The following is a 26637-nucleotide window of genomic DNA, read 5'->3' as shown; positions in this document are numbered from 1 at the left end:
TATTACTTTTGGGATAGGCTCTAACAATAGTCTAAATGTAAGGTTTGAACCTGGCGATGGGGGAAATAACTGGAACACTTCACTTGCTTCAGGCAGTAATATTGTCTGTGGCCCTTACATTGGAGGAAACTTCTGGGCAAAGCCAGATGGGACCGGATTCTCCCAGATCTGCGTGGATCTGGATAGGAATGGGATCGGAGACCTGCCTTATATGTACATTCTGCAGAGTTTTTCCACACTCTGGATTTTTCAGAATACGATAGTTACCTCTCCTACCGAAATCGAATAGACTCGCATAGAAGAGGAGCCGAAGCTCTCCATGATCCAGAAATATTTTTTCCTGACATAAGTCAGGTAATCTTCCGGAACTGCTCTGTCGGCAAAATGCACTCCATTATATCCCCATCACACAGTGGTATTTGCTTGAATACCAAGTTTCCGTACTGTCCATTCAGTTCGGAAAACACCGGTTTGCCAACAAAGAAAGTATAAATTTCATTGGCTTTGGTTTCCGGGTCGATATCTTCAAAACGGGCCGGATAAAGTGCTTTTCCTACAAAATAAGCGTTTGCAAGCACCGATTCAAAGTTGATGCTGTAATAGTTGTAACCTTACTTCCGGCTTTTTAGGCGCATAAATTTAATTTTTCCATGATCTCTCTTTGCTTCCTTGTTAGTTCTGTAACTATTGACTCTCCATTTTCAAGCTCTATCTTTTTGATTTTTTCAAGTTCTAAGAGTAAACTCTCTACTGTATAGTCCTTGAGGATCCCCTTTTCCTTCATTATATTCAGGAGCCTCATTCTAATTATGAGTCCAATGAAACAGACAAATAAGAAGCCTTTTGTTGTCGAATCCTTCTTTGTATTGAGTGGAAGTGACTGAATGTCATTTTTCATTGTTTTGAATCCTTTTTCAACAACATCTCTTTCTCTGTATACCGTAAGGCATTCCATCCAGCCGCGTTCCCCATTGTAAAAGAGAAAAAACTTTCCCATCCTGTTTATTCTCTGCGAAACCGCATTCTTCTTGATTGTGATCTTGAAATGATCATCAATTTGTTTCCATGAATAGAAACTTGCCATATACCCTGCTCTTTCTTTGAAGACTTCTCCTGCTTTTCTCCATCCCGGAATTGCTGTTTCTTCTATTTTTTCCTTCACATCATAAATCCTTGAGTAAAATGCATTCTTCTCTTCTATTTCTCTTTTTGGATCATAGAAACAATATCCATTTATCTTGAACTCCTTTTCTTCAAGAGTCACCGGTTTTACAAATATCGGTTTCTTGTTGTACTTATGAAGGTATTCCGGACTTTCAATGTCTTTTTGTACCGAACTCATGAGCTGCTTGACACTTTTAAGTGTCATAGCAGCCGGCATAATAAACGGAACTTCTTCATGGAGCAACTCCTCAATGTTGCCTTTACTGAAAAATCCCCTGTCCATTACCAGTGTGTAATCTTCCACTCCGTAAGCTTTTATCTTCTTGATTGTGTTTTTAAGGGTTGTAACATCAACAATACTTCCAGGATAGATATCATACATCACGGGAATGCCTTTTTCTTTATCCACTATCATGGAGAGATTTATTTGAGGAAGATCTAAACCGTCTCTATTGTATCCGTATTCAAGTAAATTCATCATTTGGGAATAGCTCGAGAAACTGGTAAGGTCGTAAATTAATGTGCTTTTTGTCCCGAGATTTCTGAACATTTTACCCATAAATGTGGAAGGAATGTCGCTATCCCCTACTTTAGAAAGCAAGTTACTGATATTTTGGCTTTTCAAAGGTAACTCAGGCCACTTAAGGGAAAGAGCAGAACTCTCATACCAGGTTTTAAGGTTATACATGGCTGTAGGACGAGCTATACGGTTGAAAACCATTGAAAGAATCATATTCCTTTCTTTTCCGTTGAACAGATCTCCAAGATACTCTCCAATCTTAAGTTCATCTGTTATCCACTGTAAGGGGAGAAGCTCACCATAGTTGTAGGCTTTCAAGGGCTTGGAAACTGGGCATATGTTTTCACTGGAGTTTAAAGCATCCCGAACTCTAACAGGTTCGCCATTAACGTTTCTTCCCAGGTATTTGGATTTATGACGAATCTGTTTCTTTTCTTTATCATAGTAGGGAATGTCTTCATACCAGTATTCAATTCCATTGATCTTCTTGATACGGCGTGTGGGCATCATATGCGCTTATAATATAAGCGCATAAATACATTTAAAACTTTCGGGTTGTGTCAAAAAAGAGGGCAAACTCATGTGCATGTGCGCATGAATTGAGCGGGTCGAAGAAATAAAATTAAGATTATGCGCTTAAAATTTGGGAACTAAGGTTACACAGTCCACTTGGTCACTGTAGCCTACTTAAGGTGATGAAGACTTTACAAAACAGTATATTTGTTTCCTCATTGTGAAATTTACTTTCCAGTGATTGCCGAAGCATATGTTTTTTATATAAAATTTTATAAAAGAATTTGGCGTACTCCAAATTTTTTAGAGATATGTAAAGAATCAATGACTTTACCCTTTTTATTACCGATTTGCTTCAATATTTTTTGTTAAGAGTGCACGTCAATGGCTCTCTAATTGGGAAGCTATATTACTCACGAGAGTCTTTTTCTCTTATATGTATGCTGAGGAATGGCAGAAAATAAAAACAAAAGTACCTTTGGACCTATGGAGAAAAGTAGAGGTCCTGGGCTTTGACAGTTCTGAAAAAGCAGTTATTAATGCACTAGAAAAACTTGTAGCTGATCCAGAACTGAATATTTATGGAAAAGAACAAAAAATTAGGATACAAGAATTGAAAAATGAACTTGAAAATGAACAAAGGCATAATAAGGAATCACAGAGTAAGATTCAGGAATCACAGAGTAAGATTCAGGAATCACAGAGTAAGATATTGGAATTAGAAACGTTACTTGTGGACGAAAAAAGGTATAATCAGGAATCACAGAGTAAGATATTGGAATTAGAAACGCTACTTGAAAATGAACAAAGGCATAATCAGGAATTACAAAGAGAACTTGAAATAAGGTTGGAAGAATCACTGAAGCAAGCCAAAGACTTGCAAAAAGAGCTTGAAAAAGCGGAGAGAAGGGAATTATACTTTGAAGAAATGCATAATAATTACATGATGCAAATGCAAACTTTGATTAATCAAAGGCAGATTGCTGCACCTGGAGCAAAGAAACCATGGTGGAGATTCTGGTAATATCGAATTTTAAGGATATTATAGCTTCTTAATCAACAAATTACATTTTCTATTATTTTGTTTATTCGTTCAAGTTAAATGATTTTATCATCTTAAATCTGGGGCAACATGGAAAATTTTCTCCTATACAGTATTTAGATTTATCTTCCTTAGTTGGTTCAAAATTACAGGGTTTAATTTCACATCTATATGTTTCAGTGTCTCCTGTGCCAGTTTTATTTAAAAAGTTACATTGCATAATGTCACCTAATAAGATTGTAATATATCTATATGATTTGTTAATAAATAAATATTTTTGTAACTAATTATTTTCCTTCAAAACAGGTTATTTATTTTTCAAACTTTTCATTTATACTGCAAACTGTTTTTCTTTCAGTACAACTTTCCTGAAGATCTGGAGGAAGGCTGGAAAGAACAGATTAATCCTTTTAAGTTCTTCCTTGCAGGGTTCCAGATCGCAAAAGAGGAGAGAAATAAAAGGAAAAATATTCGAAAGGTTGTTTTCGATTGTTTTCGATTAAATGATGTTCTGCACCTTGATTATGAAGGGGCTCTTATGCCAGGTATATCTTAAAGAGTACTCTTTAGTATACTATTTAGAATATTTGCAAAAATTATATAATGAGCCTATCCCAAAAGTAATATTATGTTGAAATTATAAATTTACTTTTATGTCATTTCGTGAAATCGATGATGTTCTATGGAACTCCATAGAACCTTATCTTCCTCCACAGAAACCACTTACAGGAAGGCCGCGTGCAAATATGAGGAAGTTAATGAATGGTATTTTTTACGTTGTTATGACCGGTTGTACGTGGAAAGACGTTCCCAAGAGATATGGATCAAAGTCAACAGTTCATAGATTTCATCTATATCTGTGTGAACATGGTATCTATCAGAAGATTTTCAATGAACTTTTGAACAAAGGTTACGATTTGAATAAAATAGATCTTTCTCAATGCTTTACTGATACAAAGGATGTTCCGGCTAAAAAAGGGGGAATATCGGCCACGATGGTCACAAAAAAATAAAAGGAATAAAAATAAGCGTTTTAGTAGATTTACAAGGTCTACCTCTTTCGATTATTATTGTTCCTGCAAATAAGAATGATTCTACACTTTATATACCGACACTTAAAAATTTCAATATAAAGAGACCTATAGGAAGGCCTGTTAACAGGCCTTCCAAAGTAACAGCTGATGCAATGTATGATACAGCTAAAATTAGAAAATATAACAGGAGAAGAGGAATAAAGTCCAATGTACCAGTAAATAAAAGAAATCGGAAGAAAAAGAAGATAGGAAGACCAATAAAGGTAGATCAGGAAGAATACAAAAAGAAAAGCATAGTAGAAAGGTTCTTTAGCTGGATAGAGTCATGCAAGAAAGTATTTCCAAGATATGAAATTAAAGAGACATCATATTTAGGAATTGTAATGGTAGCAGCAATAATTAGATTAAATGAGCTTTTGGGATAGGCTCAATTATATATTGTAGGTATCGGTCAACTTCTGCTGCTTTACTATGAAAATGAATTAAGCGGCCTGGTGCATTATAAATGTTATTGGGATATTAAATTAGGAGAGCATTTAAATAAGAAGCTGTAAAGTGATTGAATCCAGAAAAAAGAGGATGGTGAGTAAATTCGATCAATACTCTTTTTTATTCAGTTACGCAATGCTTTGATATGAACATGTTAATTGCTTTTCTCACAGCTCCCTTCAAACTACCGTGGTTTCCAGCAGTCGCCAGGAGACAGATATTCTCAGTCAAGTCTTCAAATTCTGATTTCTCGAACGTACTCCACTTATCAAGAAGTTTTTTCAGTTCGGGTGATGCCGGGGCACCACCATACAGACAGTGATGAATGTCATCGTGTAGATCAAGAAGCAGTTTAATCGATTCGTTTGCACTCAATTCATCACCGAGAGATTCCAGTCGATCCGTGTTATCATCACTTACAAGTATCGATTTCATTCGCTGGCCTCCATTTTTACCCAACAAGGCATCACTTTCTCTGGTTGCTCTGTTTCGATGGCATACTTCCATATTTGTAAGCCATCGGTTAGTTTTCTTCCCAATACTTCATGAAGTCTTGTTCCATTTCGTGACACGGATTATCAGTTTCATTCTGCATTCGCCAACCTCGTTCCGTTATCCATACATTCGCACTCTATTTTCTTTTTACACTATCATAGACTTCAACGTATCAACAAACTATATAACCCACACCGAACTTTCTTCTTTTTTGCATACCATCAACAATTTTAGTGTACTCCAATCGGTGCAGGTAATCCTGGTCACATTCCTGACACAATTTTTTAAAATTTCCTTTTCTATCAAGCCTTCCTTGCTGTCTAAGCTTTGGTTTTTTGAATTTTCACTCGCCTACTATCTACATATCCTTTAGTAGTGTCGGTATGATCCAATCGTTATCGGATCTATTTAAAGGTAGTGTAATTTAAAGGTAATACATAGAAAATCAATACATACATAGATAATGCTCTAGTATATGTATATTTTTCTTATTTATCCATTTTAGTGGAACTTATGTTGGAGTGGAAATAAAGGAATAGATCCCTGACAAAATATTAAGATTAAAATTAATATTATCAGGCTATCTCATAACCATTTTACTATCTCATAACCATTTTAAATTGTACAATTGGGTAATACCCATTTCAATTTTTATTTCATTTCAACAATGAGAGATAATTTTCATAGGTCAACATAGCGTATTTGCTATTCTAGCTTTGTTATTCTAGCTCGAATTCCCACTTTATTCCAGCCTTTACCTCCTCCACAAACTATCATTTTCAGCATACTTTTCAGGTTTTTCCCTTCTCTTTTTATGAAGTCTGTTATTTTCTTTATATTGTGTACAATACACATCATAACAAATTCAATTCCTGTTTTCCTTTTTTTCCGTACCTTTTTCTGTGTTCAGTTTAGCCCCCATATCCTCCATTAAATGTTCTCGAGGATCTCTTGTACAAGAGATAGAGATTACGGGTTTCTGACTCAAATGTACGATCGGGTATAGTTTTGAGACAGCCTGTCAAGGGTAATATTACAGTTTATTTGTGAAGTTAGCAGAGAAATTGAAGTTTAAGGACAGGAAAAAAATGAGAAATCACTAAATTATGGAATTGTGTCCTTTTCCCTGCAATATCAAACATTTCCAACAGAATGTAACCTATCAACATGAACTATAATTTTTTGTTTGTTATTTCAATGAAGATTAGTATCTTTTTACAATTAATAGTTCATATTATTAAAGACAAAAGTATTACATATTCGTAAATAAACATATTTTCAGTTGAGTTATTTTTCCTGTTTTCATTGTTACTGAAGTAAAAAATCCGAGATAAAATATCAGGAATTGAAATCGTTATGATAAGCATAATTTCATAAAATTTGGAACGAATACACTACTGAAATACACATTATTTAACGTGCCAATATCTGAAATCTGGTACGCTCATAAATCATTTAGAAAAATTGATATATCTGAAAAGTTATGAATAATATATGTATCTGTATTAAATATTAAGAAAATATTGGTGAAAAAGTTTTGAGGAAACGAAACTTTAGATATGTATGTAAAAATGTCTCATCTCAAAGGTAGGGATTAACTGCCATGAAATAGGTGCATGAGATATTTTTCACAAAGAATAGTGACAATTTGTTTATTCTGATTTTCTGGCAACATTTTTGATTCCTGTCGTCTCATTGTCAGGAACTTCTTTACACAGAACTCAGGAATTTTGTCTCGAACCAGGTACAGGAGGAATATTTATGCCCAGAAAACTAATTTTTATATTGTTAACACTGATGCTGAGCAGCGGAGTCTGCCTTGCTGATAATTACGTAGGTGGAATCCCTCTCACCTCTGTTCAGAATGGAACAGTAGACGGTGGTGTCTATGTTGACAGCTACTACGGAACGGCAAATCAGGGAATAAACGATGAAAAAACAATAGGTCATACATTTACCCTTCCGGATAACGCCGAAATCGAATGGGCAATGCTGCTCACTACCGTATATTGCGGTCACATGCAAAACAATTATGAAGGAACAGCAAACGTTAGCTTCAACGGTGTGACTCTCGGAAACGAAACCCTGAATGTTCCTTTTAACTTCATTGCAAACGGGGGTAATGACGGGGAAGCATATGTCCAGGTAAATGACCACGTAAACAAGGTGACAAGTGACTATATGATGTATTACGACGTCACGAGCCTTGTAGAAGCCGGGGAAAACACAGCTGTAGTAAACACGGCACCTCTCGATGGCTCCTTTGACGGGCGGATGAAACTGATAACCCTTGTTGTGGCTTACAATGACGGCATTGGGGACAAGATCCGATATCAGATCAACCGCGGACATGACGCAGATACTTATTATGTTGAAGATTATCAGGGTGAAACTTACGTGGGAAGCACAGATTTTGAGGCAGATTTGCCGGAAGGTTCTTCCCTGGTTGATGCAGAACTCACAGTTGTGCACATGGCAAGCACGGATGGAACATACACTTTTAATGGTAACAACCTCATCTCAGGCACTCCACAGGGAACTTACTGCGGGTCCGATACATGGGATGTTAAAGACGATCTGAAACCCACTGGCAAAAATACCTTAACCTATGACCGGAATGCTGGATTCTATAAATGTGCCCTAGCCATTCTGACAACCGAATATACGACATCATCTTCTGACGACACCGGTGATGATACCGGTGACGATCCCTCTGGTAACACCAGCGAAGAAACGTCTTCATCTGACCTGGGTGTACAGACGGTGAAAGTCTCGCACAATGGGTTAGCCAAAGCCTGGGACAACCTGAACAACACCGTAAGCGTTACTGTAATAAACAACGGGCCAGAGGATGCAGGCAGTTTTGTTCTCGAACTTTATTCTGATGACGTCCCTGTCGAAAGCAGGCAGGTTACCGGACTTGCAAATGGGACTACTGAAACGGTTGATTTTTCCTGGAAGCCGGAAGAAATAAAGGATTATACTCTCAAGGCAGTTGTTGTCCCGGGTTCTATCATAAGCGATGCGGACACGACAAATAATGAACTGAGCAAGACTCAGGAGGTGCTGCATAACGGTTACGCTGGGGATAATCCTCTTGAAAGCTATGCCCACGGTACAGTAAAAGGAAACATTATTTATGATTATGGGAACAGCAGCTACAGTAATAAGGTATTTTCCGGTGATACGTACAGCGTAAGCCACTCCCTGGAGCTTCCTGAAGGAGCAACTGTGAAGTTTGCCCGCCTCTATAACTTCTGGACATGGAGTGCGACAGCCACTGTCGGAGTTATTCCTTCCATGAGCCTGCAGTTTGAAGGTAACGCTCTGACCCCTGAAGCCGAATACGACGATCAGAAAGGCTGGGGCTCAGTATATGACTACCCAACAGGGACCTGGGCTTATGATATAACAGGGCTTGTGACAGGAAGCGGAACTTATACTACAGTGGTCACAAATACTCACAGTGATACCGGAAACTTTGTCTGTTTTGACGGGATTGCCCTGCTTGTGGTATATGAAGACTCCTCTGGAAAGGAAATCGAATACTGGATCAATGAAGGCTGCGATATGGTAAGTACGATGAGTACTTCGGGTAGTCTGACTCCGGAGGAAGCTACCGTAGAAATTCCGTTCGAAGGGTCCATAGATCTCAGCAATGTAGATGAGGCTCACCTCTGGACTACAGTACAGTCCGGGGGGCATGATGGTATATGTCTGGAGTTCAATGAAATGAACACTTCAGGGATTTATGACTCGACACCTTATTCTGATCTGGATATCGATGAAGCAAGGTCTGTAGGAACCTATCTGCTGACCGAAAACAACAGGGCAAGGATAATACCTCCCTTGGTTACGGACAACAGTGGCGACTATATGGTTCCTTCAAATTCAATCCTTGTTGTCAGCTATAAGGATGGAACGTCTGCCACCCCTGCCCTTTCTCTCTCTGCAAGCACCCTTAATGTGACTGTGGGGAAGGAGACTGAGGTTGTGTATAGCGTAACAGGTGACGATTCTCCCGTTGAAGGGGCACTTGTTAACCTGAGCGGTTGTGCTACGGGTTCTGGAACTACCGATGCAAACGGAACGGTTGCACTTGCCGTAAATGCAAGCTGTGAAGGGGCCATTACTGCAACGGCTAGCAAAGACGGCTATAAAGGTACAGAGCTTACCCAGCAGGCGAGAGAAGCCTCCTCTTCGGGGTCCGATCCTGATGCAGAAGCATCCCTCAATGTGACGCTCATTCCTGCAGTTTCCCTGACTCTCTCTCCTAATTCTCTCGATTTCGGAACAGTCTCCCTGGGGACACCGAGTGAGACCCTGAACTTTACTCTCCAGAATAACGGAGACACCAGTATAAAAGTAACCGCTGAAGTGGTTGACCAGGAGGACGGTCCGTTTATAACGGGACTTCTGCTTGATCAGAGCATCTGGTCCAGCTACAGTAAGGCCATAGCTGCAGAAAGTTCGGAAACCTCAGAAGCTCAGCTTGACCTTCCGGCAAACTATCCGTCTACAGGGGAATTTCAGGGACGCCTTCTTTTCTGGGCAGAAGCAGCCTGATAAGGCTGTTTTTCTGTATTTTCCCATTTGAAATCCCGTGAAATTCAGAAAAAAGTTAAAATCCTGGCCAGGAAAAGCTTTGTTCTTTTTTTGGGTCTTCCATTTTTCTTGCGGATTTTCATTGTTAACCCTCAGGAAAAGCTTGGAAAACAGATACTGGTAACCTCTATTGACATTAAGTTCGTCTGGAAAATTTAGGCTCATGTCCCTCATCTGGATAAGTTTGGGGATCATTATTTCCTCGATTTACCACAACTGGCTTCCGGGCCAAAATTTGATTGAACCTTAAAAGGTCAAAAATACTTACAATTACTAGGGAAAATCAAAAAAATCCTCGGCAAACACCCTGGCCTATCTGAAGCATTATAGGGCAACTTTGGAAAATGAAACAAATATGACAGGTAATTTTCATGCTCATATCCAAAGGGAACAGAGCTTCTTAAGAAAATTCAGAAAATAAAAATTGTGAGGAATTCTCATTCTTAAGAAAATGTTTAATTCTTTCTTGTCTTATCAGGAGTTGTTATCCTTAGAACCCAAAAGATTCTCGATTGAATTCCATGTTATTTATGATTTATTTTCTGATAGTAATCTCTTTTAATTGAATTATATTAATTATTTTATTGTTAAATTTTGTTATTTTAATAAAATATATTAATAATTGTTAAGCAAATAATTTGATAATTGGTTTGATAAATAACCATATTAGCTACTAAATACATAAGATTCATGTTTTTTCCAATTTTTTCGCAGTAATAGGGTTGAAAATGGGCTATTGCATTTAAAAATGTGAGTATTTCTCCTGCCAGACCAATTATCCAAAAAAGATATGCTTAAAATGATCAATTCAGTAATTTCAAAGCTTTGAACACTGAGAAATTGCTACATAATCTCCATGATGAATAATTTTATATTCCTTAAAAAAGCATTTAGAAAGATTAATATATAACAAAATATGTTAATAAAATGATTATTAGTATTAATAATTAGACATAAATTGGGAAGAAGTTAGGGAGAAAATAGTTTTAGATCTAATCTGTAAAAGAGAATCCTATCAGAAAAGGGGATAATTCAGCGTTACCTGGATTAAAAATTAACTATGAGCATTTTTCCAACTCACAACAACAATAATTTGCTTTTATTTTTTTCTGAAATCAATTGGATTTCTGTTACCTCCTCTGGTGGGAGCTGATTGTACACATAGCTCTGGAATTTTTTTCTCCAACTCGTACAGGAGGAAAAGTTACGAACAGAAAATTAATTTTTATATTGTTAACGCTGATTCTGTGCAGCGGAGTAGGCCTTACTTTATTTACAGGCGCCGCAGCTGCAGATGAATGGGTTGGAGGCTTGCCGCTGACAACCGTACAGACCGGGACAGTGACCGGCGACCTCTGGTTCGATGCAACCCCAGCGCCTGACTGGGGAGAACAGGTCGTGACCAAGACTTTTACGCTGCCTGAGGCCGCAGTAGCCGAACCCGGACGGATTGCGTGGGCCAGGCTTTATATCTCTGCTTACTGCGGGCACATGCAAAGCGATTATGAGTTTTCCATCACCAACAGCTGGGATGGGGACAATGACGGCGTTTACGAGCAGGTTTGGCCCGAAACTGAGCATGGAGCATTCCAGTATTTTGTTGATGCTGATCGGAATCCGATTGGAAATGACAACAGCGAATTTACCGGGCACGGGGAACATGAACCCTATCTTATGCTCAATGACCATGAGAACCGGGTGACTAGCGACTACTTCATGTGGTATGATGTAAAGGACCTGATCTCCGATCAGACTATCAATGTCAATGTCAACACCACCGGCTCTTACGACGGGAGAATCAAAGTCATCACTCTCGTAGTCGCATACAACGACCCCTCCTCCACCACGCAGACCACTTACTGGGTGAACGAGGGGCATGACGTTTGTTCTTATTACACTGAGGACAATTTTGGAGAAACTGCTGTCGGAAGCACAAGCTTTGGCACAACTGGCCTTTCTGAGGTCACTTCAGCTACCCTGACAGTTGACTATATGGCAAGTAATAATGGGTGCTACGGGTTCCCGACCGCGGATAATAACTTTGAGTACACTGGTGGGACTCCCCCGGTTGAGGGAACGTTCACCAACCTTCAGCTAGACCGGGACCCTGATGCACAGGGTGCTTATTCAGGTATAGATTCCTGGGACGTGATTTCCTCAGTTACAGGTGGCAGTGATACCACACTCGGCTATGCCCGTTACTTCTCGGGTACCGGAACCGCAGCATTTTACAAGATCCCCCTCGCGTTCCTTGTGGTAAAAAGCCCGGGGGAAACGAGTTCCCAGCCGCCTGTGGCAAACTTTTCGGCAGATATAACGAGCGGGAATGCTCCCCTTGAGGTACAGTTTACAGATGCATCAACAGGGACGGTTTCATCCTACGCATGGGACTTTAATAATGACGGAACTATCGACAGTGAGGAAAAGAACCCATCGTATACCTACGAAACTGTGGGCACCTACACGGTCAACCTCACAGTCACGAATGAAGATGGAAGCGATTCCGAGCTGAAGACAGATTACATAACCGTAACTCAAGCGGGTCAAGTGGCAACGAACGACCTCAGCATTTCAGGAATTGTCAATGTCGTTCCGGCTTCTGCTGTCTTTGCCAGGGAAACAAATACTGTGAAAGTTCTCAATGTCCAGAACACAGGGACTGATACTCTTACCAACATTTCGATAGCCGTTTATGCAAGCGACGTTTCCAGTGGAACAGTCCCAATAAACACGACAACGATTGCTTCCCTTGCTGGCGATGCAAAGACCACCGTAACCCTGATCGACCCCACTATCCGTGACCTTGAAGGCGGCACCGTGACCTACACTGCCGTTGTTGACCCGGACAACCTTATCGCTGAAACGGACGAGACCAACAACAACAAGAGCAGTGTGGCCAAAAATGTCAGGTACAACGGGTATAAGGGCAAAGGCATCTACTGGGAAGGCGGAAGCAATATCACTACCAGGCATACCTTTGATCTCCAGGGGGACCTTCTGTATTCCACTCAGCCTGATTCTGCTTACAAGAGTGTTGGAGCATGGGGTTCCGGCAGGACCGAAACCTGGACTGCAAGCGACCTTCCGGTCCCGAGCGGTTCCACAATAGAAGAGGTTTTCCTTTATTTCGCCTACAACTGGGACCAGACGGCTGGCGGATATCCGTGGTTGAACCTCAGCTTCAACGGGAACATAATAGAGAACGGAAACCTCTCAACCGGAAACGGAAACCTCTACAGGGACTGGAGCAATTTTGGCGCCTATGCTGATTATGAATACGGGCTCTGTGTCTACAATGTAACTGACAGGTTTAGCTCTGCAGGGAACAGCTTTGTCACAACCCCCTATGATGGTGATAATAACCTCTACGGCAAAGTCGCTCTGTACCCCAGCACCCTTGTTGTGGTCTACAGGAACGCTAATGAAACCCGGAAGCAGATCTTCATCAATGAGGAATGCGACGAGCTTGGTTTATCTGCATCCAGTTACGGGACCACTCCAGAAGAGGCTACGGCATATGCTCCTTTCACCGGCATGTCAATTGACGTGGAAAAGGTCACAAACGCTATGCTTTACAGTTTCGCCGGAAGTGCGGGGCCCGATGAAGGAAACCTGCTTTTCAACGGAAACATAGTGGCAACCAATGCATGGCAGGGAAGTTCAAATTCAGGGAGTCCCTTAGTCTTTGATGCTACAAACTACATCAATGCAACAGGAAACGAGGCGGGTATACAGAGTACGACAAGCGGAGGTATGGACGCACTCCAGCAGATCCTTGTTGTCGAATATGAGGAATCGGCACCTGCTGCGCCAGTAGCCGACTTTACGGCAACCCCGAAATCTGGAGATGCACCGCTGGCAGTAAACTTTACCGATACATCAACCGGTACTATCTCTTCCTATGCCTGGGACTTTAATGATGACGGCACTATCGATAGCGAGGAAAAGAACCCATCGTATACCTACGAAACTGCAGGTAATTACTCTGTCAACCTCACTGTGGGCGGATCTGAAGGTAGTGATTCAGAGGTAAAAACCGAGTATATTGTTGTTAAGAATGGAACTTCTGTCACTCCTGCGCTTTCTCTCTCCGCAAGCCCCCTTAATGTGACCGAAGGAGAGGAAACCGATGTTACGTACACCGTAACAGGTGACGATTCCCCTGTTGAAGGAGCACTTGTTAACCTGAGCGGCTGTGCTACGGGTTCAGGAACTACCGATGAGAACGGAACTGTTGTAATTGCCGTAAATGCAAGCTGTGAAGGAACCATTACCGCAACAGCTAGCAAAGAAGGCTATACAGGTGCAGAGCTTACCCAGCAGGCGGTATCTGAAAGCGAATCCCCTGTCACTCCTGCGCTTTCTCTCTCTGCAAGCCCCCTTAATGTGACCGAAGGAGAGGAAACCGATGTTACGTATACCGTAACAGGTGACGATTCCCCTGTTGAAGGAGCACTTGTTAACCTGAGCGGTTGTGCTACGGGTTCAGGAACTACCGATGCAAACGGAACGGCTGTAATTGCCGTAAATGCAAGCTGTGAAGGAACCATTACCGCAACAGCCAGCAAAGAAGGCTATACAGGTGCAGAGCTTACCCAGCAGGCGATAGAAGCTTCCTCTTCGGAGCCCGGTTCTTCTTCAACGGTATCGCTCGAAGTGGATATCATTCCTGCAATTTCCCTGACCGTCTCTCCGAATTATCTCGATTTCGGAGAAGTCACCCCCGGAACACCAAGTGAGTCCTTGCCCCTGTCCCTTCAGAACAAAGGAGGTGCCAGTATAAAAGTGACCGCTGAAGTGGATGACCAGGAAAACGGTCCGTTTATAACGGGACTTCTGCTTGATCAGAGCATCTGGTCCAGCTACTGCAGGATCATAGCTGCAGAAAGTTCGGAAACCTCCGAAGCTCAGCTTGACCTCCCGTTAAACTACTCGTCGACAGGGCAATTCCAGGGATGCCTTATTTTCTGGGCAGAAGCAGCCTGATAAGGCTGTTTCTTTCTTTTTTATATAAAATCTATAAGCATGTTGAGGGCATTTGTCTCTTCCAATTTTTCCCCAGTACTGTTCAACAATTGACAGGCCTGGAAAGTTCAAGGGGACCAACAGTTACCCTCGAGATATCATTACATGTCGAGTGTCATAAATGCGGAATGTCAAAAAAGTTAAGTAATAAGTAGAATACCAGAATTTTTCTGTTTTTTCCTCGCACCTGGGGCTCCCCACCTGTCCGCATATCACAGGTGAGGAATTCCAAGCATTGCAGGTGCCATCCACAAATTTTGTAGATCTTTTCACTTATCCATATCTGTTCTATAGACATATGGAATTATAATAAACTTCTATTTAATACTTTTTGTTTATTTCATATTATATTATGTTATGAAAATTAATTTCAGTGCTATCAACATACTGAAAAATATATATACATATATATTTTCCAGGAATTCAGGTTGTAATCGATATTGTAGAATACTAAAAGATTCTCGATTGAGTTAACGGTTACTCACAGTTAATTTTTCAATATGAACAGCTCTTGATCCGGGTTTGACAACCATATTATTATTAAAAATTGTTATTAAAAAATCAAATATTAATAATAATTAGATAAATATGTGAATAATTTGATTATCAAATAAGTTAATCAAGAAATAAATATTAAAAATAAAAACTTTTCCAAATATTCAAAATAATCAGGTTAAAACATAAGAGTATGTTTTTGAAAAATATATTTATTAACCTGATATGTCAATTTAATTATTTTTATATTTATGTATTACAAGCAGGCATTTAATGGTGTTTTTTCTTAGAAATAAAGAATTGCTAATAAGATATGTACTTAAATAATCCGCGTTTGTTTCAAAACTTTTCATTCCTTGAAATTGTTATTTGTTATTCATAATTATATATAAATATACATATCCTAGAAACGTTTAGAAAGATTAATATATAACAAAATTTGTTAATAAAATGATTATTAGTATTAATAATTAGACATAAATTGGGAAGAAGTTGTGGAGAAAATAATTCCAGATCTGATCTGTAAAAGAGAATCCTATCAGAAAAGAGAATATTCAAAATTACTTAAGTAAAAATTAAATATAGTTTTTCCAGCTCACAACAACAATAATTTGCTTTTATTTTTTCTGAGATCAATTGGATTTCTGTTACTTCCTCTGGTGGGAGCTGATTGTGCACATGGCTCTGGGATTCATTTTCCAACTCATACAGGAGGAAAAGTTACGAACAGAAAATTAATTTTTATATTGTTAACTATGATTCTGTGCGGCGGAGTAGGCCTTACTTTATTTACAGGCGCCGCAGCTGCAGATGAATGGGTTGGAGGCTTGCCGCTGACAACCGTACAGACCGGGACAGTGACCGGCGACCTCTGGTTCGATGCAACCCCAGCGCCTGACTGGGGAGAACAGGTCGTGACCAAGACTTTTACGCTGCCTGAGGCCGCAGTAGCCGAACCCGGACGGATTGCCTGGGCCAGGCTTTATATCTCTGCTTACTGCGGGCACATGCAAAACGATTATGCTTTTTCCATCACCAACAGCTGGGATGGGGACAATGACGGCGTTTACGAGCAGGTTTGGCCCGAAACTGAGCATGGAGCATTCCAGTATATTATAGACCCGAATACATGGGAGACTTTGGGAAATGACAACAGCGAATTTGCCGGGCACGGGGAACATGAACCCTATCTTATGCTCAATGACCATGAGAACCGGGTGACTAGCGACTACTTCATGTGGTATGATGTAAAGGACCTGATCTCCGATCAGACTATCAATGTCAATGTCAACACCACCGGCTCTTACGACGGGAGAATCAAAGTCATCACTCTCGTAGTCGCATACAACGACCCCTCCTCCACCACGCAGACCACTTACTGGGTGAACGAGGGGCATGATATTTGTTCTTATTACACTGAGGACAATTTTGGAGAACCTGCTGTTGGGAACACAAGCTTTGGCACAACTGACCTTTCTGAGGTCACTTCAGCTACCCTGACAGTTGACTATATGGCAAGTAATAATGGGTGCTACGGGTTCCCGACCGCGGATAATAACTTTGAGTACACTGGTGGGACTCCCCCGGTTGAGGGAACGTTCACCAACCTTCAGCTAGACCGGGACCCTGATGCACAGGGTGCTTATTCAGGTATAGATTCCTGGGACGTGACTTCCTCAGTTACAGGTGGCAGTGATACCACACTCGGCTATGCCCGTTACTTCTCGGGTACCGGGACCGCAGCATTTTACAAGATCCCCCTCGCGTTCCTTGTGGTAAAAAGCCCGGGGGAAACGAGTTCCCAGCCGCCTGTGGCAAACTTTTCGGCAGATATAACGAGCGGGGATGCTCCCCTTGAGGTACAGTTTACCGATGAATCAACAGGAACTGTTTCATCCTATGCCTGGGACTTTAATAATGACGGCACTATCGACAGTGAGGAAAAGAACCCATCGTATACCTATTCCACTGAAGGAACCTATTCTGTCAACCTCACAGTCACGAATGAAGATGGAAGCGATTCCGAACTGAAGACAGATTACATAACCGTAACTCAAGCGGGTCAAGTGGCAACGAACGACCTTAGCATTTCAGGAATTGTCAATACAGTTCCGGCTTCTGCGGTCTTTGCCAGGGAAACAAATACTGTGAAAGTTCTCAATGTCAAGAACACCGGAACTGCCACTCTTAGCAACATTTCGATAGCCGTTTATGCAAGCGACGTTTCCAGTGGAACAGTGCCCGTAGACACAACAACGATTGCGTCCCTTGCTGGCGATGCAAAGACTACGGTAACCCTGATCGATCCGACTATCCGTGACCTTGAAGGCGGCACCGTGACCTACACTGCCGTTGTCGACCCGGACAACCTTATCGCTGAAACGGACGAGACCAACAACGACAAGAGCAGTACAGCCAAAAATGTCAGATACAACGGGTATAAGGGCAAAGGCATCTACTGGGAAGGCGGAAGCAATATTACTACCAGGCATACCTTTGATCTCCAGGGGGACCTTCTGTATTCCACTCAGCCTGATTCTGCTTACGAGAGTGTTGGAGCATGGGGTTCCGGCAGGACCGAAACCTGGACTGCAAGCGACCTTCCGGTCCCGAGCGGTTCCACAATAGAAAAGGTCTTCCTTTATTTCGCCTACAACTGGGACCAGACGGCTGGCGGATATCCGTGGTTGAACCTCAGCTTCAACGGGAATATAATAGAGAACGGAAACCTCTCAACAGGAAACGGAAACCTCTACAGGGACTGGAGCAATTTTGGCGCCTATGCTGATTATGAATATGGGCTGTGTGTCTACAATGTAACTGACAGGTTTAGCTCTGCAGGAAACAGCCTTGTCACAAACCCCTATGATGGTGATAATAACCTCTACGGCAAAGTTGCACTGTATCCAAGCACCCTCGTTGTGGTCTACAGGAACGCTAATGAAACCAGGAAGCAGATCTTCATTAATGAGGAATGCGACGAGCTTGGTTTATCTGCATCCAGTTACGGGACCACGTCTGAAGAGGCTACTGCATACGCTCCTTTCACCGGCATGTCCATTGACGTGGAAAAGGTCACAAACGCTACGCTGTACAGCTTCGCGGGAAGTGCGGGGCCCGATGAAGGAAACCTGCTCTTCAACGGAAACATAGTGGCAACCAATGCATGGCAGGGAAGTTCCAGCACCGCAAGTCCACTGGTCTTTAATGCGACGAACTACATAAGCGAAACAGGAAACGAAGCAGGCGTCCAGGCCACGACAAGCGGAGGTATGGACGCACTCCAGCAGATCCTTGTTGTCGAATATGAGGAATCGGCACCTGCTGCTCCAGTGGCCGACTTTACGGCAACCCCGACATCCGGTGATATCCCTCTGACCGTCCAGTTCACGGATGAATCTACCGGGTCTCCGACATCCTGGTCATGGGACTTCGGGGATGGATATACTTCAACTGAGCAGAATGCTTCACACACTTACACCTCAGCCGGCAGCTATAATGTGACCCTCACAGTTTCTAATGCAGGTGGTAGTGATGAAGAGCTCAAGACTGATTATGTCAAAGTAACTGAACCTTCGGTTTCAGAGCCTGATCTCTTTGTTTCTGCTCTCACTCTTAACGCCGGGGAATGCTTTGCAAACGAAGAAAATACCGTCTCGGCAAAGGTCGAAAATATTGGTACTGCAGCTGCAGGATCTTTTACGGTCAGATTTGATGTAAATGATACCTCCACAAATGTCACAGTTGACGGACTTGCAGCAGGGGCTAACACCACACTTTCAATAATCGACCCTTCCATCCGGGCTTATGGGGACAATGTTGAGATCACCGCCACCGCAGACACAGAAAACAGCATAATTGAGTCCAACGAAACTAACAATGCCCTTTCCATTACAAAAACAGTAGTCTACAACGGATACAAGGGCAAACGCTGGACCGGGGGGGACGACATTAACACGCGGGCAACGTTTGAGGGTAAATATGATGTCATCTACTCCAGTGGGGACTCTGCCTACACATCCTCAAAATGGGTATCCTTTACGGACACATGGACATCTTCCGACCTGGCCATCCCGGCCGACGCAAGTGTCGTGAGCGCCAGGCTCTATCAGCCCTACTCTTATAACAAGATGGGTGTTGATCCTTCATTCACGGCAGTCTTCAACGGTGCCACAATATCAACCGATGCAGCCTACAAGGATATCAAAGGTTTTGGCAGCTACAATTTCCCGTATGGTCTCTATGTCTACAATGTAACCGATCAGTTCAACACTGCAGGGAATACGCTCGTCCTGACCCCTGAAGGAACCGCAGGCACGACCAACGATTATGCCCTCTGGGGAGCTTACCTCATCGTTGTCTATAGTGACCAGGAAACAACCGAGAAGCAGATTATCATCAACGATGAGTTCGACATGCTGTACTCCAAGAGCAGCTATTCGGTGACCAGTGATGAGGCAACCGCCTATGCGAACTTTTCCGGGGTTGATACAGAGGATATCGGGAGTGCAGAGGTAGTTTCTATCCTTGCCAGCGCAGGTGACTCCGGGAAGAGTAAGTTCTTCTTCAACGGCGAAGAGTACCCCGGCTTCTGGGCAGATTACCATGACGATTCAAAGATAGGTTTCTCTGTCTATAATGTAACGGACGGGCTCGCAAGCGGTGCCAATGAAGCCAGGTTCCAGAGCTATGACGCGGGCACCGGCGGCGACAATATGTATGCCATGAATACCATTCTCGTAGTTGAATACTCAGAATCTGCACCGATGGCCGATTTCATGGCAAATACAACCAGTGGTACTGCCCCTCTCTCAGTCCAGTTTACCGATCTTTCTGAAAACGCAACTGAATGGTCCTGGGACTTCGGGGATGGAGCTAATTCAACTGAGCAGAACCCCTCTCATACGTACACATCAGCCGGAAATTACACTGTCAACCTTACGGTTGCCAATGCAGGTGGAAGCGATTCAGAGGTGAAGACCGATTATATCACTGTATCCGAATCATCCACACCTGCAGAACCGGTTGCTGCTTTCACTGCTGACGTAACTGGCGGGACTGTTCCTCTCAATGTGAATTTCACGGACCAGTCCGCAGGTTCCCCCACTTCATGGAACTGGGACTTCGGAGACGGAGCCAATTCAACTGAGCAAAACCCCTCGCATACGTACACATCAGCCGGAAATTACACTGTAAATCTGACTGTGGAAAATGCTGCCGGAACTGACTTTGAGTTAAAAACGGATTACATAGAAGTTTCCGAAGCTTCCGGGTCAACTGTTACTCTCTATTTCGACCCTGAAAATTCCTCAGTTTCAGAAAACGAATCCACTGAAATAAATCTCGTTGCCAGCAATTTCCCTGCAGGCCTTTCAGGCTACAACCTGACCGTTGCTCTCGACGACCCGACTGTTGCCGAGATAGTCGATATAGAGTACCCTTCCTGGGCTTTGATTACTGAAAACTCTTCCCTGCCAGCGACTTCTATCTACCTGAAAGCTGTTGACGGAGAAGATGCCGTTAAGGAAGGAGCAGCAGGTGTTGTGCTTGCAACTCTTAAGGTTTCTGGGAAGGAGAAAGGATCTACGAACATTTCCATAGGAGTTGACCGTCTGGATGACGACTCAGGAAACGTCATCGAGCCGACATTTTTTACAGGAAAAATTGAGGTGACCCTTCTTTCTCCCCTGCCGGATCAGGAATATGCTCCAAAAGATCTTGACGGAGACGGGCTCTATGAAGACCTCACCGGAAACGGGGAGTTCAGCTTCGTAGATGTAGTGGCATACTTCCACAACATGGACTGGATAGAGGAAAACATGCCGGTGGAGTATTTCGACTTCAACGGGAACGGAAGGATAGACTTCGATGATATCGTGGATATGTTTGCAATGATATGATTGGGAGAAAAAAGAATGAAAAAACAAAGGGGAATTGAGAAAAACTTTCTCATATTTCCCACAATTTTTTCCTTTCATTTATTTGAAAAACCCTTTTAATGAGGTGATTCTTTGCAAAAAAGGCCCGGAGTTTTAATTTCAATAGTTTTAGCTTTTGCGATTCTTCTTTCTATCCTGATCTGTACCGGACTTGCAGAAGCTTCTCCTTCTCTTATAATAGAGCCATCGAAGGAAATTTCCCTGGGGGCCGGAGAGATCTATGAGCTGTCTCTGAGTGCGGATAGCCTGCCTGAAGGACTTTCTGGTTATAATCTGACCGTGGAACTGAACGATCCGGATGTCGCTGAAATACAAGCCGTTAACTTTCCCGAGTGGGCGAGTTTGACTGATGTGTCCGAGCTTCCTGCTTCCTCCGTGAAGTTAAAAGCAGCCGACCTCCAGGAAGCCGTAGATGAAGAGGCTGAAGATGTAGAACTTGCAGTCCTTACCTTAAAAGGGCTCGAAGGCGGATCTACCGGAATCACCGTCACAGTAGACAGAATGGATGACGATTCTGAAAATACGATCATCCTCGAAGGAGCGGAATATCCGAAAGAAGATGACGGAGATTCGGAAGAAGATGATGGAGATTCGGAAGAAAATACATCTGCTGATGACAATGTCAAAACTTCAGATAGTGTCAAAACTTCAGACCCCCTGAGTCAATCGGACAGTAGCTCCACGTCAGTAATACAGGAAGATCCTAATGAAACCGCGGAGGAAAGGAAAAACTCCAATGATGAAAACTCCTCCTTAAAAAGGAGGTAGAAATCTCAAGTTCCGAAACTTCCGATAAACAGGATAATCTCATAAACTCTGATGAGGAGGCTGATGAAAGTAAAAATGATACAGGGAACAGTACAGGAACAGGGAACAGTACAGGAAACAGTACCCTTCCCGGGTTCGGATTCATTTATTCGATATCAGTTTTCGTTGTTTTTGTGGTAATTCACTCAAGATCAAAAAAATGAGAAGATTAAAGGCATTTTATGGGAAGATTTAACATGAAACTAACAAGAAAAAAGATTACAGGAAACTTACTGAGAAGTCTTGCAGTCCTTCTGTTGTTCAGCCTTGGGGCGTGTACGGCTGCCGGTGAAGAACTCTATTTTGAGCCCCAGGAGGCTGTTTTTTCAGATACCGTCTCCGTAGCAAATCTGAGTTTCTATCTTGATCAAGCACCTTCCGGGCTTTCGGGGTACAACCTGACTCTCAGCATAAGTGACCCTTCAGTTGCCAGGATAACGGGAGTGGAGTTTCCTTCCTGGGTAAGCTTGAATAACAGTTCGAGTCTTCCGGCGGATTCGGTCCAGATCAAAGCTGTTGATCTGACAGAAAAGATAAATGCAGGAGATTCAAATGTCTCTTTAGGTACGGTAACTGTAGAATCCCTTGCTTCCGGGGAAGCAAATCTCACTGTATCCGTTAACCGGTTGGATGATGATTCCGAAAATACGATCTCTGTCACCGTCCGGGAAGCAAAACTGACTTCCGGAACGACTTCCAAGAACCCGATTGTTTCGATTATTCCGGCGGAATCCACTCTTTCTTCGGGCGAATCCCAGGTCTTCGAGATCAGGGCGGATAATTTCCCAGACGGTCTTTCTGGCTATGACTTTAACCTCACCCTCGAGAATCCGGCTGTTGGAAATTTCACGGATGTGGAATATCCTTCCTGGGTTGGCCTTTCGGAAAACTCCAGTATGCCCAATACTTCGATAAAAGTAAAAGCGGTGGATACTACCGACGTTGTTAAGGCTGGTGATGAAAACGTTCTCCTGGCAAGTGCCACCTTTGTGGCCGAAACTCCGGGAGAAAGTGAAATATCTCTTACTTTCAACCGTCTGGATGACGATTCAGGCAGTAACATAAATGCCGTCACCGAAGCATCAAGTGTTAAAGTCCAGGGTTCTTCAACTCTGCCTGTCGCCAACTTCAGTGCGACTCCCACTTCCGGAGATTCACCCCTGACTGTCCAGTTCACTGATGAGTCTGCCGGCTCGCCTACTGCCTGGGCATGGGACTTTGACAACGACGACACAGTAGACAGCACTGAGCAGAGTCCTTCGCACACATATACTTCAGCAGGTAATTACACCGTGAATCTTACAGTTACGAATGAAGATGGAAGCGATTCCGAACTGAAGACAGATTACATAACCGTAACTCAAGCGGGTCAAGTGGCAACGAACGACCTCAGCATTTCAGGAATTGTCAATGTCGTTCCGGCTTCTGCTGTCTTTGCCAGGGAAACAAATACTGTGAAAGTTCTTAATGTCCAGAACACAGGAACTGCTACCCTTACAAACATTTCGATAGCCGTTTATGCAAGCGACGTTTCCAGTGGAACAGTCCCAATAAACACGACAACGATTGCGTCCCTTGCTGGCGATGCAAAGACCATCGTAACCCTGATCGACCCCACTATCCGTGACCTTGAAGGCGGCACCGTGACCTACACTGCCGTTGTTGACCCGGACAACCTTATCTCTGAAACGGACGAGACCAACAACAACAAGAGCAGTTCGGCTAAACCTCTCAGGTACAATGGATATAAGGGCAAAGGTATCTACTGGGAAGGCGGAAGCAATATTACTACCAGGCATACCTTTGATCTCCAGGGGGACCTTCTGTATTCCACTCAGCCTGATTCTGCTTACGAGAGTGTTGGAGCATGGGGTTCCGGCAGGACCGAAACCTGGACTGCAAGCGACCTTCCGGTCCCGAGTGGTTCCACAATAGAAGAGGTTTTCCTTTATTTCGCCTACAACTGGGACCAGACGGCTGGTGGATATCCGTGGTTGAACCTCAGCTTCAACGGGAACATAATAGAGAACGGAAACCTCTCAACAGGAAACGGAAACCTCTATAGGGACTGGAGCAATTTTGGCGCCTATGCTGATTATGAATACGGGCTCTGTGTCTACAATGTAACCGACAGGTTTAGCTCTGCAGGAAACAGCCTTGTCACAAACCCCTATGATGGTGATAATAACCTCTACGGCAAAGTCGCCCTGTATCCAAGTACCCTCGTTGTGGTCTACAAAAATTCTAACGAAACCCGGAAACAAATCTTCATTAATGAAGAATGCGACGAGCTTGGTTTATCTGCATCCAGTTACGGGACCACGTCTGAAGAGGCTACTGCATACGCTCCTTTCACTGGCATGTCCATTGACGTGGAGAAGGTCACAAACGCTATGCTGTACAGCTTCGCGGGAAGTGCGGGGCCCGATGAAGGAAACCTGCTTTTCAACGGAAACATAGTGGCAACCAATGCATGGCAGGGAAGTTCAAATTCAGGGAGTCCCCTGGTCTTTGATGCTACAAACTACATCAATGCAACAGGAAACGAGGCGGGTATACAGAGTACGACAAGCGGAGGTATGGACGCACTCCAGCAGATCCTTGTTGTCGAATATGAGGAATCGGCACCTGCTGCACCAGTAGCAGACTTTACGGCAGCCCCGACATCCGGAGATGCACCGCTGGAAGTAAACTTTACCGATATATCAACCGGCACTGTCTCTTCCTATGCCTGGGACTTTAATAATGACGGCACTATCGACAGCGAGGAAAAGAACCCATCGTATATCTATACTTCAGCCGGCAATTACACTGTCAACCTCACGGTTGCCAATGCAGAGGGAAACGATTCAGAGGTGAAGACTGACTATATTACTGTATCCGAATCTTCTACACCTACAGAACCCGTTGCTGCTTTCACTGCTGATGTAACTAACGGCACTGTACCACTCACTGTCAACTTCACAGATCAATCCACAGGTTCCCCAAGCTCCTGGACCTGGGACTTTGGAGATAACACCAGTGCAACAGAGCAAAACCCCTCGCACACATATACTTCAGCAGGTACCTACACTGTCAACCTCACGGTCATAAGTGAAAGTGGGAATAGTTCTGAGGTGAAAGCCGATTATATAACGGTATCCGAATCTTCCACACCTGTAGAACCTGAACCTGTTGCCGTTTTCACTGCGGATGTAACGAGCGGTACTGCTCCTCTAACCGTTAATTTCACGGACCAGTCTACAGGTACGCTTGCTTCATGGGCCTGGGACTTTGACAACGACGGAAACGTGGATTCCACTGAGCAAAACCCGAGCTACACTTACACTGCCGAAGGAAAGTATACTGTCAACCTAACAGTATCCAGTGCAGAAGGAAGCGACTCGGAAGTAAAGGCCGAATATATCACGGTAACCGACTCGTCGACTCCGGGGGATCAGCCTGATCTCATTGTTTCATCCATCATCCCGCCGTCCGGTATTACTGCAAATACCTCATGGAACATCGGCGCCACCATCAGCAACACGGGCGAAAGTGATGCCGGAGCCTTTAACGCGACCCTTTCCGTAAACGGCGAGGTTGTGGATACCAGCACCGTATCAGGGATTGGATCGGGTAGTAGCGCTAATGTTAATTTCTCATGGAAGCCGGTTGCTGCCGGGTATTACAGCGTTAAGGTAAGTGCAGATGCGGAGGATGCAATAGACGAATCGGACGAGACAAACAATGAGCTTGAGGATTGTATCAAGGTTGAGGAGGCTTCTTCTGGAAGCCAGAACGGTTCCTCAAGTGTGTCCCTGAATGTAACCATTGTCCCGGTGATTTCCCTTGAGGTCTCCCCTTCAGCCCTGGATTTCGGGGAACTGTACCCTGGAAAAACCAGTGAGCTCCAGTACCTAACTCTCAAAAACAGAGGAAGCTGCGACGTAAATGTTACAGCCGTAGTCTGCGACTCCTCTGATGGAGATTCGCTTTTCAGCCAGGGCTTGCTGCTGGACTCTCAGCTATGGAATAATTACTGGAAAGTAGTAGGAGGGGACAGTCAGGAAAACACTTCAGTAGCTCTAAAGGTCCCGGCTGATTATGCCGGTTCAGGGAACAAAAAAGGAACGATAACTTTCTGGGCGGAGGCAGCCGAATAAGGCTAATCTCCTTCCCTTTTTTGTGAATAAATATTTAATATTTATTCAATTTATTCTCTTTTATATATAACGGACCCTTTGTCAAATCTACTAACCCTTAAAATCCAAAACAATAGAGATATTCAGGCAACATGAAGAAAAGATTGCTATATGATTATTGAAATGGGGATACGACTTTTTACTTGCTTTGCCCTTGCATCCTGGATTCCCCACCTGCCTACTTTACAGGTGAGGGATTCCTGGAGTTGTATGCTATGCACAAATTTAGGAGGCGTGTCTATTTAGATGTTTTTTAAGTAGACATATGTATGTATGCTGAACATCTATTTAATATTTACTTTAATGAATGTATGATTAAATATTATTA

11 protein-coding genes and 2 pseudogenes are annotated in these 26637 nt (G+C 43.1%); 9 read left to right on the top strand and 4 right to left on the bottom strand.

Annotated elements, in window-relative coordinates:
• The first annotated feature begins 1 nt into the window (after nt 1).
• Nucleotides 2–289, top strand: a complete 288-nt coding sequence (locus MSSIT_RS22360; RefSeq protein WP_082088996.1) for a NosD domain-containing protein — start codon at nt 2–4, stop codon at nt 287–289.
• Nucleotides 290–350: 61 nt separating this feature from the next.
• Here MSSIT_RS22360 and MSSIT_RS24180 read toward each other — a convergent pair.
• Together MSSIT_RS24180 and MSSIT_RS12850 are read right to left on the bottom strand one after the other, a co-directional pair.
• Nucleotides 351–608 (bottom strand): annotated as a pseudogene (locus tag MSSIT_RS24180) (iron ABC transporter substrate-binding protein); the annotation flags it as partial.
• A gap of 17 nt (nt 609–625) precedes the next feature.
• Complete coding sequence (locus MSSIT_RS12850) at nt 626–2194, bottom strand: IS1634 family transposase (protein WP_048172854.1); 1569 nt, start codon at nt 2192–2194, stop codon at nt 626–628.
• Between the two features lie 439 nt (nt 2195–2633).
• On the opposite strand from MSSIT_RS12850, the gene MSSIT_RS12845 reads away from it, so the two are divergent.
• The 3 genes from MSSIT_RS12845 (at nt 2634) to MSSIT_RS12835 (ending at nt 4698) form a co-directional block, all read left to right on the top strand.
• Nucleotides 2634–3221, top strand: a complete 588-nt coding sequence (locus MSSIT_RS12845) for a hypothetical protein (protein WP_048172852.1) — start codon at nt 2634–2636, stop codon at nt 3219–3221.
• Nucleotides 3222–3892: 671 nt separating this feature from the next.
• Nucleotides 3893–4252 carry a transposase gene (locus MSSIT_RS12840; RefSeq protein ID WP_052721650.1) on the top strand — a complete coding sequence of 120 codons (360 nt, stop codon included), beginning with the start codon at nt 3893–3895 and terminating at the stop codon, nt 4250–4252.
• Nucleotides 4225–4698 (top strand): transposase, encoded by a 474-nt coding sequence (locus MSSIT_RS12835; protein WP_082088995.1) that lies wholly within the window; start codon nt 4225–4227, stop codon nt 4696–4698. Before MSSIT_RS12840 ends, MSSIT_RS12835 begins: the two co-directional genes overlap by 28 nt.
• A gap of 184 nt (nt 4699–4882) precedes the next feature.
• On the opposite strand, the gene MSSIT_RS12830 is transcribed toward MSSIT_RS12835, so the two are convergent.
• Both MSSIT_RS12830 and MSSIT_RS23410 read right to left on the bottom strand, forming a co-directional pair.
• Nucleotides 4883–5197, bottom strand: a complete 315-nt coding sequence (locus MSSIT_RS12830) for a hypothetical protein (RefSeq protein ID WP_048182305.1) — start codon at nt 5195–5197, stop codon at nt 4883–4885.
• A gap of 765 nt (nt 5198–5962) precedes the next feature.
• Nucleotides 5963–6212, bottom strand: a pseudogene (locus tag MSSIT_RS23410) (IS5/IS1182 family transposase); the annotation flags it as partial.
• Between the two features lie 806 nt (nt 6213–7018).
• On the opposite strand from MSSIT_RS23410, the gene MSSIT_RS12825 reads away from it, so the two are divergent.
• The 5 genes from MSSIT_RS12825 (at nt 7019) to MSSIT_RS24910 (ending at nt 26270) form a co-directional block, all read left to right on the top strand.
• The gene (locus tag MSSIT_RS12825) at nt 7019–9823 is read left to right on the top strand and encodes a DUF3344 domain-containing protein (RefSeq protein WP_048172847.1); all 2805 of its coding nucleotides are present in this window, start codon (nt 7019–7021) and stop codon (nt 9821–9823) included.
• A gap of 1269 nt (nt 9824–11092) precedes the next feature.
• Entirely contained in the window at nt 11093–14848 is a 3756-nt protein-coding gene (locus MSSIT_RS24920; protein WP_231589810.1) for a DUF3344 domain-containing protein, read from the top strand.
• 1115 nt (nt 14849–15963) lie between these two features.
• Entirely contained in the window at nt 15964–21282 is a 5319-nt protein-coding gene (locus MSSIT_RS24915; protein ID WP_449288712.1) for a DUF3344 domain-containing protein, read from the top strand.
• A gap of 111 nt (nt 21283–21393) precedes the next feature.
• Nucleotides 21394–22089: a hypothetical protein gene (locus MSSIT_RS12810; RefSeq protein ID WP_048172845.1), complete on the top strand. Its 696-nt coding sequence runs from the start codon at nt 21394–21396 to the stop codon at nt 22087–22089.
• A 236-nt stretch (nt 22090–22325) separates the two neighbouring features.
• Nucleotides 22326–26270, top strand: a complete 3945-nt coding sequence (locus tag MSSIT_RS24910; RefSeq protein WP_052721648.1) for a DUF3344 domain-containing protein — start codon at nt 22326–22328, stop codon at nt 26268–26270.
• Nucleotides 26271–26637 lie beyond the last annotated feature (367 nt).

The organism is Methanosarcina siciliae T4/M (genome assembly GCF_000970085.1).
In the GTDB taxonomy this organism is placed as follows: Archaea; Halobacteriota; Methanosarcinia; order Methanosarcinales; family Methanosarcinaceae; genus Methanosarcina; species Methanosarcina siciliae.
The sequence above is the reverse complement of the archived record's forward strand: the minus strand, read 5'-3'. Positions and strand labels throughout refer to the sequence as shown.